We start from the raw sequence: 11691 nt of genomic DNA on the forward strand, positions 1-11691 counted from the left end.
AGCGCATTCGTCTCAACGTGATACGGGCGCGCCTTCAACCTTTCTCCAAATCGCCGCCACCTCATCCGCGGTCAGGTCGAGTGTGAACTCTTCGCGCAGGACCGAGGCAAGGTCATCTGCATCCGCGATCATCCGCGTGTCCAGATCCGGGGGCAGCCCGCGCGAAAACGCCCGGTTGAACAGGGTCACGCGGCCCCCCGGTCCGTGGAACGAGGCCATGAGATTCGCGGGAAACGGCGCCTTGTCCCAGCACGCCGTCACCACGTTCGCCGCCTCGATATCCACGGGGCGCACTGGGTAGTCGTCGAAGCCCCAGAGCGAAACCCAGTCCGCCCCCGCCAGACGCTCGATCACCGTCTCGCCGCTCGCGGCGTCCGCACGGAACCGATAGCGCCCGTTCGGCGCGTCGTGCTCGACGTCGAAGCGAAGCGCGAGCGGGACGAGCGGGCTATGCCCCCCGAAGCCCACGTCGGTCAGCCAGGTCTCGCCGTCGATGTCGACCAGATGCGCCTGATGCGTGCGCGCGCCGCCCTCGGGCGCCCCGTTGCGCACGCGCCCGAGAAGCGGCGTGATTTCATAGCCGAGCGCGCGCAGGGCACCGGCGTAGAGCCCGTTGTGCTCGAAACAGTAGCCACCGCGCCGACGCGTCACCATCTTGTCGAACAGATCGTCGGGCGCGAGTGACGGCACCCTGCCCAATAGCGGCTCGGTGTTCTCGAACGGCACATGGGTCATATGCGCGCGGTGCAGCCGGAACAGCCCCTCGCGCCCCGAACCGGGGGTCGGCAATTCGAGCCGGGCGAGATAGGCGGTAAGGTCGAAATCCATCAGAAAAGCCGAAAATATTCGGCCTGCTCCCACTCCGACACGGCGGCGAGATAGCGGGACCACTCGGCCCGCTTGAGCGTCAGAAGATGTGCGACCGTCTCGGACCCGAGCGCATCGGCATAGAGGTCGGAGGCCGCGAAGGCGGCGATCGCTTCGCCCAGCGAGGCGGGCAGCGGCTCCGGCCCTTCGCCATAGGGCCGTTCCACCGGGGCGGGCGGGGTCAGGTCGCCCTCGATTCCGGCGAGGCCGCTGATGATTTGCGACGCGAACAGAAGGTAAGGGTTGGCCGCCGGGTCCGCGACACGATTCTCAATCCGGCTGGCCGGATCGCCCGGCGCGACAAGCGCGCGTAGCATGGTTCCCCGGTTGTCCATCCCCCAAGCGATGCGGTCTGGGGCGAGCTGGAATTGCGTATAGCGTTTGTAGCCGTTGACGGTGGGCGTGGTCAGCACACAGCTTTCGCCCGCATGGGCCAAGAGCCCCGCGACCCATTGACCCGCAAGGTCGTTCAAGCCCTTGGTATCGCTCATGAAAAGGTTCACGCCCGTCTCAGCGGATACGAGCGACTGATGCACGTGCCAGCCCGAAGCGGCGGCGTTGTCGACCCTTGGACGGCACATGAAGGTCGCATGCTTACCATCTGCGGCGCAGACCTCTTTCACCAAGGTGCGGAACATGACCATGGCATCGGCCTGCGTGACCGGATCGGCGGGGTCGAAGGTGAACTCGAACTGGCTTGGCCCCATCTCGACCTCGGTCGAGCGGACTGGCAGGCCGATCTCTTCCGCCGCACGGCGAAGGCGGTCCATCAGGGGTTCGAGCTGGGCATAGACGGTTTCGGTCAGGAACTGGTAGCCGGGGGCCAGCGCGCGCGTGTGTGGCGGCGCGGGCGGCATCGTGGTGTCGGCATGGTTCAGACGCGGGTCCACCACGTCGAACACGTGAAACTCGACCTCCAGCCCGATCCGCATCTCGATCCCGCGTTCGGCGAGCCGCGCCACCTGACGGCGTAGAATCGCACGCGGATCGAACGGCACCTCGGCCCCGTCGCCCCTACGGACATCGCACAGCAGCCAGCCGGAATGCGGCGACCAAGGCAGACGCCGGAAGGTGGCCGCATCCGGCACCAAGAGCACGTCCGAAGCCCCGGCCATGGGCACGTCGTCCCCCGACCAGACCGGAAAGGCCGTGCGCCCGGACGTGTCCTTGAGCAACAGCGTCGAGGGCACCTTCATCCCGTCGGCCAGCACCGACCCCAGTGCCCGCACCGCGATCGCCTTGCCGCGCAGCACGCCATGCGGATCGGTGAACAGCACGCGCACGGTTTCAAGACCTTCGGCCCGCACATGCGCCAGAAGTTCGGCCCCCGCCGCCGCTTGGTCGTTCGTAAGCAGCCCAAGCCGCGCCAGCGCGCCCGAGGCGATCCTGTCCCTGTCCGCGCTCACCCGTTCACCCGACCTTCGCGTCCCAACCCGTGCAGGCCGCACGGCGTGCCGCATCGCCTTCGGTATAGGCGCGCACCCAATCCCCGTCGTTCGAGATCGTGTCGTTCGCAAGCGGCCCGGTCATCGCGGCAACATCCGTGCCGTTCTTCATCGGCAGCGCATCTTCGTTGCCCTCTTCCAGCGCCTTGATCGCCGCCCGCAGCCGCCGCCGGTTCGCGATGATCGCCTTGTCGGTCTTGCCGAGGTGTTCCTTGGTTCGGTCCTGAATGCGCCCCATCGATTCCACCGCCCACTGGTCGTGCACGTTGATGTCGAGGCCCATGCCGGTATAGGTCAGCCGATCCTGCTCGTCCGCGTTGTAGCCATACTGATTGCGCTTGTTCTTGAGCGGTGCGTAATCCGGCAGCCGATGCTCGGCCAGACGCTGCTCGCGCATCAGCTCCTTGTTCACCGGGTCACCGAAGCTCGTGAACATCGAGTACCAATAACAGGTCTCGTCATCGACGGGGACATGCCACTGGGTGATGATCATCTCGCGGCTCATGGGGATCGTAATCGCCTCGGGGAAAATCTGGTTCGTCACCCGCACATGGGTGCGCCCGTCGTCCAGATGGCGCAGGGCGATGACCCGCATACCGTAGTCTGTCTCCTCGACCTCGATCTCGGGGCGCGGGTAGTCGCGCAGAAGCTGCGTCATCGGGATCTCGGTGTTCGCCGCCTTGTCGCGGAACTGTTTGCCGTAGCCGTCGGACGGGTCTTCGTCCTCCAGAAACCGATGCAGGAACGAAGCGTGCGCGGGGTCGATCCCCACCTCCAGCGCCTGAAGCCAGTTACACTCCCACAGACCCTTGAAGGCAAAGACATGGCTGTCGGGCGCGCGGAAGCAGTCGAAATTCGGGAACGGCGGCGGATCGCCCGGCCCCATATAGGCAAAGACGATTCCGTTCCGTTCCTCAACGGGATAGGAGGTGGTCTTGATCTGCTCATGCATCTTCGAGCCTTCGGGTTCGCCGGGTTGTTCGACGCATTGCCCGGTCCGGTCGAAGTGCCAGCCGTGGAACGGGCAGCGCAGACCGTTGTCTTCGAGCCGCCCGTAACACAGGTCCGACCCGCGATGCGGACAGTGCCGGTCGATCAGGCCCAACTCGCCCTCGGAATCGCGAAACAGGACCAGTTCCTCGCCCAGAAGCGTGACGGGCACCACGGGCCGCTTACCCGCCAACTCGTCGCTCAGCGCGGCAGGCTGCCAATACCGGCGCAGCACCTCGCCCGCAGGCGTTCCCGGCCCGACTCGCGTGATGGTGTCGTTGAGTTGCTGGCTTATCATGATGCCTCCCTGCCGATCGTTCGCGGCGCAATGGTTACAGGGTTTGACCGGAAGGACAAATGCTTTGACCATGGCAGCACGCAGCGGGAGGGTTCGCGAATGTGGAAAGCCTTGGTCGTCGCCTGTGCCACCTGGCCGGGCGCAGCCCTTGCCGATTGGGTGCCGGTCGCGCCGATGCCCGTGCCGGCGCAGGAAATCTATGGCGACACGCATGACGGCCTGTTCTACACGCTCGGCGGCTTCGACGACCGGGGCCGCCCGACCGACGCCGCGCGGGCTTATGATCCGGTGGCGGATGCGTGGCGCGACCTGCCGCCCCTTTCCGCGCCGCGCCACCATGTCGGCGTTTCGGTCGTCGGCGACACGCTGTTCGCGCTCGGCGGGTTTCAGGGTGTTCCGCCGGTCTGGGCGGCTGTGGACGCGGTTCTGGCCTTCGACCTGACGGAGGGTGCGTGGCGGGATGCGCCGCCCCTGCCCGTGCCGCGCGGTGAGCATGTGAGCGCGGCGGTCGGCGGCAAGATCCACGTCATCGGCGGGCGGGTTCCCATGCGCGACGGGGCGGATCGGTTCGAACATCACGCCGACACCGCCCGGATGGACGTCTTCGACCCGGTCACGGGCCGTTGGACACGCGGGCCGGATGCCCCCACGGCCCGCAACAGCGCCGCAGGCGGCGTGATAGACGGGCGCATTCATGTGGTCGGCGGGCGACAGTTCGGCGCGGACGGCCAAATCCGCAATGTCGCTATGCACGAGGTATTCGACCCCGCCACGGGCGCATGGGACACCCGTGCGCCGATGCCCGAGGCACAAGGCGGCCTGTCCGCCGCCGTCTTGAACGGAAAGCTTTATGCGTTCGGCGGCGAGGTCTTCGTCCCACGCCCGAGCGTGTTCGCCGAAAGCTGGGTCTACGACCCCGGAACCGACACCTGGTCGCCCCTGCCCGATCTGCGCACGCCCCGCCACGGCACGACCGCCGCAGCCCTGGGCGGCGCGCTTTTCGTCTTCGGCGGCGCAACGGTCGCGGGCTTCGGCGCGGTCGCAACGGTCGAACGGCTGGAACCGTAACGTCATTGCGATGTAGGGGGAGTGGTGGGCGACCCTGGAATCGAACCAGGCATGGGTCTCCCCGGCGGAGTTACAGTCCGCTGCCGCACCTTGCAGCTCGTCGCCCGAACCGGGGTTGCCCCCGGCGCGTGGGGGGCTGATTACCTGTGCGCCCCTGACCCGTCAAGCCGAAAATCCCTTGCACTCCGCCCCGGTGGCTGCGCATTGTCCGGGCCTGTCGAAACAGGGGTGCGCGCGTGTCGAAGAAACCGAAATGGGTGGTCGAAAAAGAGAAGTCCAAGCGGGCTGCGGCGGCGGAAACCGTATGGCTTTTCGGTCTGCATGCGGTGCGCGACGCGCTGGTGAACCCGCGCCGCGACAAACTGCGACTCGTCGTCACCAAAAACGCTGCCGACAAGCTGGCGGATGCCATCGCCACGGGCGGGATCGAGCCCGAGGTGGCGGACCCGCGCAAGTTTCCCGTTCCGCTCGACCCCGGCTCGGTCCATCAGGGTGCCGCGCTCGAAGTCAAACCGCTCGACTGGGGCCGGTTGGAGGAGGTCTGCATGGGGGATGGCGACCGGCCGCCCGTCGTCGTCCTGCTCGACCGCGTGACCGATCCGCACAACGTGGGCGCGATCCTGCGCTCGGCCGAAGTCTTCGGCGCCCGCGCCGTGATCGGCACCAAGCACCATTCGGCACCCGAAACCGGCGCCCTTGCCAAGACCGCATCCGGTGCGCTCGAACGGCAGCCTTATCTGCGCGTCACGAACCTCGCCGACGCGATGGGGACGCTCAAGGACATGGGCTACACCGTTCTGGGTCTTGCCGGCGAAGCCGATGACGACATCGCCGACGCGCTCTCCCCGCTCTCCGGTCACGCCGTCGCGCTGGTGATGGGGGCCGAGGGGCCGGGGCTGCGCCAAAAAACCCGTGAAACCTGCGATGCGCTGGTGAAAATCCCCTTCGCCGCCGAGTTCGGATCGCTGAACGTGTCCAACGCCGCCGCCGTCTCGCTCTATGCCGTCACGCGGGCACAGGGCGTTGCACCCCGGCCCTGACCGGCGCAGACTGCCCCCATGACCATCCCGCGTTTCCTGGCCCTCGCGGCCGTGCCCGTCACGCTCGCCGCCTGCACGCCGCAGACGGACGCGGCCCCGCTCGTCGATATGGCGAACCCCGCTTCGGTTCATTGCGGCTCTATCGGGGGCGAGACCGTCATCAAGGACGGGCCGGAGGGTCAGACCGGCTATTGCCGCCTTCCAGATGGGCAATTGGTCGATGAATGGGCACTCTACCGGGACGCGCAGACCGGCTGACCGCGGAGGGTCGGCCAATTCCCGCCGAATGCTCCCATCCTTTCACAGATTCTTTATTCACCCTTTTTCTGCGGTGGGCGCATCATATGTGTCATGGCGAGACCGGGTGGTGGAACGCCCGCAATCTCACTTCACTGTCCCTCGTTCCACAAACTGCGCCCGGGTCCCCTTCCGGGCGCTTTTTTTTTGGCCCCGCAGCGCCATCGCGCCGCCGCGACCGAATGACCGCTTTCTTCCAACCCTGCTTGGGATACTGTCGCGCCATGACACAGAGCTATTCAGACGAATTCATCTCCGGCATCCTGACGGACACCAAGACCATCGCCGTCGTCGGCTGGTCCCCCAACGAAGCCCGCCCGTCGAACCGGGTCGCGCGCTTTCTGTCCGCCAAGGGCTACCGCGTGATCCTGGTGAACCCCGGTCAGGCCGGGCAGGAGGCGCTTGGCGAAACCGTCGTCGCCTCGCTCTCCGACATTCCCCGCGACTGGCCCGTCGACATGGTCGACATCTTCCGCCGCTCGGACGCGGTCGGGCCGGTGGTGGACGAGGCGCTCGAGGCGCTCCCCGCCCTCAAATCCATCTGGATGCAGCTGGGCGTGGTGAACGAAGATGCCGCCGCCGCCGCCCGCGCGGCAGGGGTCGACGTGGTGATGGACCGCTGCCCCGCCATCGAATACCCCCGCCTCCTTGGCTGATCGGCTGTCGACGGGCGATCTGTTCGTCACGACGCGCAAGAAACCGGACCCGGACGAGGTGGCCGACGCGCAAGGGATCGCGCACCGCTTCGCCCTGCCCTTCGCCGAGCGCGCGGGCCGCTCCATCGCCCATCATGCGCGCGAGACCGGGCGCCCGGTGGGGCTGGTGGTCAAGCGTGAAGCGATCACCGTCGTTCAGGGCAGCCGCCGTCTGGGATTTCACCCCAATCTCGCCGCCCGCCGCGTGGGCGATGCGGGCCGCACCGACCATTTCATCGCCTCGTCCGGGATCAGTCCCGGCGACCATGTGCTCGACTGCACCTGCGGCATGGGCGCGGACGCGATCGTCGCCGCGCAGACGGTGGGCCCCACGGGCCGCGTCGTCGCGCTCGAGGCCGACCCGATCCTCGCCCTTATCGTCGCACGCGGCCTTGCCCGATATGACGCGGCGCCGGCCCTGATCCCCGCCATGCGCCGGATCGAACACCTCGCCGCCCATGCCGACACGTTCCTCGCGGCCCAACCCGACGACAGTTTCGACATCGTCGCACTGGACCCGATGTTCGCCTGGCCGCAGGAGGGCGCGCATGGGCTCGACCTTATCCGCCTTTTCGCGTCCGACTGGTCCCCCAGCCCAGCGACCATGGAACACGCCGCCCGCGTCGCCCGCCGCGCGGTCGTCATGGCCGACGGCGCGCCCGGCCCGCGCCTCACCGCCCTCGGCGTCCCGATCGTCAGCCGCGACCGCCGCCGATGGTGGGGCCGGATCGACCGCGCGTCCTGACCTTCTTCGTTTTTCAAATACTTCGGAGAGCGCGAGAGGCTGGCCTCTCGCACGGGTCGGGGTGGGCGCAAGCCCGGCCCGATCCGTCTACCGCGATGCCTTTTCGGCAATCCCCGACGTGCCTTCCCGGCGGTCGAGTTCCGCCAGCACGTCTTCGAACGGCACATCGCGGGCGGCCAGCATGACGAGCAGATGATAAAGCACATCCGCCGCCTCGGAGGTCAGCTTTTCCCGGTCGCCCTTCACCGCCTCGATGATCGCCTCGACCGCCTCTTCCCCGAATTTCTCGGCGCATTTTTCCGGCCCGCGGGCCAGCAATGCGGCGGTCCAGCTGTCGCGCGGGTTCACGCCCCGGCGTTTCTCGATGGTTTCGGCAAGTCGGTCCAGCGCGCTCATTCGATCCTCATGGGGATGCTCGCGGCGGCCATGTGCTCCTTGGCCTCGCGGATGGTGAAATCACCGAAGTGAAAGATCGACGCGGCCAGCACGGCGCTCGCCCCGCCTTCCGTCACACCCTCGACGAGATGGTCGAGCGTGCCGACGCCGCCCGAGGCGATGACCGGCACGTCCACCGCATCCGAAATGGCGCGGGTGAGCGGCAGGTTGAAGCCCGCGCGCGTGCCGTCGCGGTCCATCGAGGTGAGCAGGATTTCCCCGGCCCCCTTCGCGACAACCGTCTTCGCGAATTCGACCGCGTCGATGCCGGTCGGTTTGCGCCCGCCGTGGGTGAAGATCTCCCACCCGCCGCCCGCGACCGTCTTGGCGTCGATGGCGCAGACGATGCATTGCGAACCGAAGCGTTCGGCGGCCTCGGCGATCACGTCGGGGTTGGCCACAGCGGCGGAGTTGAAGCTGACCTTGTCGGCCCCGGCGAGCAGCAGCGCGCGCACGTCCTCATGCGTGCGCACCCCGCCGCCCACGGTCAGCGGCATGAAGCACTGTTCCGCCGTGCGCCGGACCAGATCGAACATCGTCCCCCGGTTCTCGTGCGTCGCGTGAATGTCGAGAAAGCACAGCTCGTCCGCTCCGGCGGCGTCATAGGCCTTGGCGGCCTCCACCGGGTCGCCCGCGTCCCGCAGATCGACGAAGTTGACGCCCTTGACCACGCGGCCATCGGCCACGTCGAGGCAAGGTATGATGCGGGTCTTAAGCATGTGCCCTCCGGGGATCGTCGCGGTCGGAATAGACGGTTTGCCCCGGCTTTGCCAGTGGCGGCTTGCGCCCGCGCGCGCCCCGCGTCAGGGTCCGCGCAAAGGGAGGACGGCAGATGGACAACTTCGCGACATATCCCTCGCTCGCCGGGCGCGCCGTGGTGGTCACGGGCGGGGCCAGCGGGATCGGGGCCGAGATCGTGCGGGGCTTCGCCGCCCAAGGCGCCAAAGCGGGCTTCATCGACCGCGACCGCGACGCCGGTCTGGCGCTCGCCGGCGAACTCGGCGCAAACGTCACCTTTGCCGAGGCCGACCTCACCGACATCGATGCGCTCCGCGCTGCCATCGCCACGCTCGAGGCCGCGAACGGCGCCGCCCGCGTGCTGGTCAACAACGCCGCGCGCGACGATCGGCACGACTGGCGCGACGTGACCCCCGAATACTGGGACGAGCGGATGGAAACCAACCTGCGCCACGCCTTCTTCGCCATTCAGGCGGTCGCCCCCGGCATGGCGGCGGCGGGTGGCGGCAGCATTGTGAACATGGGTTCCAACTCTTGGCACGAAACCGTCGGCAACTTTCCGGCCTACGCGACTGCCAAGGCCGGGATCGAAGGGCTCACGCGCACGATGGCGCGCGACCTTGGCCCGGACGGCATCCGCGTGAACACGGTCGTGCCCGGCTGGATCATGACCGAGCGGCAGAAGACACTCTGGCTCACCCCCGAAGGCGAGGCCAAGCACCGCGAAGCACAGTGTCTGCCCGAGATGATCGACCCGGTCTGGGTCGCGCGCATGGTCCTGTTCCTCGCCTCGGAGGACAGCCGGATGTGCACGGCAGGCGCCTATCCCGTCACCGCAGGCTCGATGTAGCCTCAGCCCGCATCTGGGTCATAAAGGTCGGTCTGAATCCATTCACCGTTCAGATGGATATCCATCGTATAAAGCGGCCCCGGTCCGAGGTTCTTGAACTTGTGCGGCGTATTGGCGGGGGCCATCGCCACGTCGCCCTCACCCGCCTCGAATGTCTCGCCCCCGACGGTGAAGATCGCCCTGCCGGACTTCACCACGAAGATCTCGTCGTAAGGGTGGACGTGCAGCACGGGGCCGGACCCGACCTCGTCGAACCGGGCGAAGAGGACGAAGGTGTCGGTGCCGAGCGCCTTGGACGACACGCTGCCGGACCAAGGCCCGTTGCGATGCGCACCGTCCCCGGCGCGGATCAGGACGGGCGGGCGATTTGGCGCACGGGTGGCTTTCGTCGACATGGCATCCTCCTCTCCCCGCAGATTACGGGTCGGGCCGCGCCGTGCCAGCGAAAAAGCGTCAGGCCTTCAGAACCGCGAGCGCCTCGGCCAGATCAATGGCGCCGTCGTAGAGCGCGCGGCCCGAAATCGCGCCGTTCAGCGGCGCACCGCAGGACTTGAGCGCGCGCAGATCGTCGAGCGACGAGACGCCGCCGGACGCGATCACCGGGATCGACACGGCATTGCCCAGCGCGGCGGTGGCTTCGACGTTCGGACCCTGCATCGCGCCGTCCCGGTTGATGTCGGTGTAGATGATTGCGGCCACGCCCGCGTCCTCGAACGATTTGGCAAGGTCCGTGACTTCGACATCCGTCTCTTCGGCCCAGCCTTTCGTCGCGACCTTGCCGCCGCGCGCGTCGATGCCCACGGCCACCTTGCCGGGAAAGGCGCGCGCCGCGTCGCGCACCAGATCGGGGTTTTCCACCGCGACCGTGCCGAGGATCACCCGCGACAGACCCTTGTCGATCCATGTCTCGATGGTCGCCATGTCGCGGATGCCGCCGCCCAGTTGCGCGGGCACCGAGATCGCGGACAGGATCGCTTCGACCGCCGCCGCGTTGACCGGCGCGCCCGCGAAAGCGCCGTTCAGATCGACCAGATGTATCCACTCGCACCCCGCCGCTTCGAACGCCTTGGCCTGCGCCGCCGGGTCGTCGTTGAACACCGTCGCGGCCTCCATCTCGCCGCGCAACAGGCGCACGCACTGGCCGTCTTTGAGGTCGATGGCGGGATAGAGGATCATGGCGGCTCCGGGTCGCTGGAAGGGTCAGATTGATCTGGGGGCATTAAACATGCGTAGCCCCCAACGACAAGACAGGCGGAACATCCGCGCCGAACCGTTCGTTCGGCACACATTGGGGCGGCAGACATAGATACAGCGGACGGACAACATGAACACGCATTTCCTGAAACCGCTCGCCACTGTCGCGGCCCTCGCCCTGTCGGGCGGCGCCGCCCATGCCGACACCGGATTGTCCGGCACATGGCGCACGGCCACCTATAACGGCGACTATGCCTTCGTCCGCTTCGGCCCCTGCTCGGGCAAAATCTGCGGCGTCGTGACCCGCACCTTCGGCCCGGACGGCGAGATCGAGGGCGGATCGCTCGGCAAGACCATCGTCATCAACATGGAGCCGGTCGGCGGCGGCCAGTTCGAAGGCGGGCGCATCCGCAGACCCGACACCGGGCAATCCGCGCCACTCAAGCTCAAGGTCAACGGCGGCACCATGACCGTGTCGGCCTGTCTCGGTCCGCTCTGCCGCAACGAGACGTGGAACCGCGTGCAATAAGCGGCACGCCGCCGGCACGATCGAGAGTTGGCTTCACGTCAATGTTGTATTGGCGTGAGACTTCATGGACGATGCCCGAAACAGGGAGGATTCCATGAAAAAACTCGCACTCGCCGCCGCGTTCGCCGTGATCGGTCTGCCCGCATTGGCCCAGGATGCCGCCTTCGGCATCTGGAAAACCCAGATCGACGATGGCGCCTATGCCCATGTGACGATGAAGCAATGCGGTCAGAAGGTCTGCGGTTTCATCACGCGCACGTTCAACTCGTCCGGCGAATACCAGTCGCCCAACATCGGCAAGCCCATCGTCATCAACATGGAGCCGAAAGGTGGTGGCGCCTATGAAGGCAGCGTGTGGCGCCCGTCCAACGACAAGATCTACATCGGCAAGATGCAGGTGAACGGCAATGCCCTGTCGCTCAAGGGCTGTGTCGCGGGCGGCCTGCTGTGCGCCAACCAGAACTGGACCCGCATCCAGTGATTTCGCCGCGGGCTTGCGC

Annotated in this window: 15 protein-coding genes and 1 tRNA gene; 8 read left to right on the forward strand and 8 right to left on the reverse strand. The window is 67.2% G+C overall.

Features of this window, described 5'->3' with window-relative positions:
* Nucleotides 1–12: 12 nt before the first annotated feature.
* From RB2654_RS06405 to RB2654_RS06415, 3 genes are read right to left on the reverse strand one after another with little or no spacing between them, the layout of a single operon-like run.
* Nucleotides 13–828 (reverse strand): arylamine N-acetyltransferase family protein, encoded by an 816-nt coding sequence (locus RB2654_RS06405; RefSeq protein WP_008329762.1) that lies wholly within the window; start codon nt 826–828, stop codon nt 13–15.
* A complete protein-coding gene (locus tag RB2654_RS06410) occupies nt 828–2273 on the reverse strand; it encodes a glutamine synthetase family protein (protein WP_008329763.1) in 1446 nt (481 codons plus the stop codon). Before RB2654_RS06410 ends, RB2654_RS06405 begins: the two co-directional genes overlap by 1 nt.
* 4 nt (nt 2274–2277) lie before the next feature.
* Nucleotides 2278–3600: an aromatic ring-hydroxylating dioxygenase subunit alpha gene (locus RB2654_RS06415; RefSeq protein WP_040884499.1), complete on the reverse strand. Its 1323-nt coding sequence runs from the start codon at nt 3598–3600 to the stop codon at nt 2278–2280.
* A gap of 99 nt (nt 3601–3699) precedes the next feature.
* Here RB2654_RS06415 and RB2654_RS06420 point away from each other — a divergent pair, with 99 nt between their 5' ends.
* The gene (locus RB2654_RS06420) at nt 3700–4668 is read left to right on the forward strand and encodes a Kelch repeat-containing protein (protein ID WP_008329766.1); all 969 of its coding nucleotides are present in this window, start codon (nt 3700–3702) and stop codon (nt 4666–4668) included.
* Nucleotides 4669–4690: 22 nt separating this feature from the next.
* Here RB2654_RS06420 and RB2654_RS23355 read toward each other — a convergent pair.
* Nucleotides 4691–4774 (reverse strand) — tRNA-Tyr (locus RB2654_RS23355).
* A gap of 130 nt (nt 4775–4904) precedes the next feature.
* On the opposite strand from RB2654_RS23355, the gene rlmB reads away from it, so the two are divergent.
* The 4 genes from rlmB (at nt 4905) to RB2654_RS06440 (ending at nt 7445) form a co-directional block, all read left to right on the forward strand.
* Nucleotides 4905–5708, forward strand: coding sequence for a 23S rRNA (guanosine(2251)-2'-O)-methyltransferase RlmB (gene rlmB / locus RB2654_RS06425; protein WP_008329767.1), 804 nt, complete (start codon nt 4905–4907; stop codon nt 5706–5708).
* Between the two features lie 18 nt (nt 5709–5726).
* Complete coding sequence (locus RB2654_RS06430) at nt 5727–5966, forward strand: putative hemolysin (RefSeq protein ID WP_008329768.1); 240 nt, start codon at nt 5727–5729, stop codon at nt 5964–5966.
* A 263-nt stretch (nt 5967–6229) separates the two neighbouring features.
* Nucleotides 6230–6661 carry a CoA-binding protein gene (locus RB2654_RS06435; protein WP_008329769.1) on the forward strand — a complete coding sequence of 144 codons (432 nt, stop codon included), beginning with the start codon at nt 6230–6232 and terminating at the stop codon, nt 6659–6661.
* On the forward strand, nt 6654–7445 hold the full coding sequence (locus RB2654_RS06440) for a class I SAM-dependent methyltransferase (RefSeq protein ID WP_008329770.1): 792 nt from the start codon (nt 6654–6656) through the stop codon (nt 7443–7445). The genes RB2654_RS06435 and RB2654_RS06440 overlap by 8 nt, the downstream gene beginning before the upstream one ends.
* A gap of 87 nt (nt 7446–7532) precedes the next feature.
* Here the strand turns inward: RB2654_RS06440 and RB2654_RS06445 are convergent, their stop codons facing one another.
* Nucleotides 7533–7841 (reverse strand): phosphoribosyl-ATP diphosphatase, encoded by a 309-nt coding sequence (locus RB2654_RS06445; protein ID WP_008329771.1) that lies wholly within the window; start codon nt 7839–7841, stop codon nt 7533–7535.
* Nucleotides 7838–8599 (reverse strand): imidazole glycerol phosphate synthase subunit HisF, encoded by a 762-nt coding sequence (gene hisF / locus RB2654_RS06450; RefSeq protein ID WP_008329773.1) that lies wholly within the window; start codon nt 8597–8599, stop codon nt 7838–7840. The genes RB2654_RS06445 and hisF overlap by 4 nt, the downstream gene beginning before the upstream one ends.
* Before the next feature lie 113 nt (nt 8600–8712).
* On the opposite strand from hisF, the gene RB2654_RS06455 reads away from it, so the two are divergent.
* On the forward strand, nt 8713–9468 hold the full coding sequence (locus tag RB2654_RS06455; protein WP_008329774.1) for an SDR family NAD(P)-dependent oxidoreductase: 756 nt from the start codon (nt 8713–8715) through the stop codon (nt 9466–9468).
* 2 nt (nt 9469–9470) lie between these two features.
* Here the strand turns inward: RB2654_RS06455 and RB2654_RS06460 are convergent, their stop codons facing one another.
* Both RB2654_RS06460 and hisA read right to left on the reverse strand, forming a co-directional pair.
* Entirely contained in the window at nt 9471–9863 is a 393-nt protein-coding gene (locus RB2654_RS06460; protein ID WP_008329776.1) for a cupin domain-containing protein, read from the reverse strand.
* Between the two features lie 58 nt (nt 9864–9921).
* The gene (gene hisA / locus RB2654_RS06465) at nt 9922–10644 is read right to left on the reverse strand and encodes a 1-(5-phosphoribosyl)-5-[(5-phosphoribosylamino)methylideneamino]imidazole-4-carboxamide isomerase (RefSeq protein WP_008329778.1); all 723 of its coding nucleotides are present in this window, start codon (nt 10642–10644) and stop codon (nt 9922–9924) included.
* Nucleotides 10645–10792: 148 nt separating this feature from the next.
* Here hisA and RB2654_RS06470 point away from each other — a divergent pair, with 148 nt between their 5' ends.
* Nucleotides 10793–11191 carry a DUF2147 domain-containing protein gene (locus RB2654_RS06470; RefSeq protein ID WP_008329780.1) on the forward strand — a complete coding sequence of 133 codons (399 nt, stop codon included), beginning with the start codon at nt 10793–10795 and terminating at the stop codon, nt 11189–11191.
* 94 nt (nt 11192–11285) lie between these two features.
* Complete coding sequence (locus RB2654_RS06475; RefSeq protein WP_040884503.1) at nt 11286–11672, forward strand: DUF2147 domain-containing protein; 387 nt, start codon at nt 11286–11288, stop codon at nt 11670–11672.
* Nucleotides 11673–11691: the final 19 nt, after the last annotated feature.

The organism is Maritimibacter alkaliphilus HTCC2654 (genome assembly GCF_000152805.1).
Lineage (GTDB): Bacteria > Pseudomonadota > Alphaproteobacteria > Rhodobacterales > Rhodobacteraceae > Maritimibacter > Maritimibacter alkaliphilus.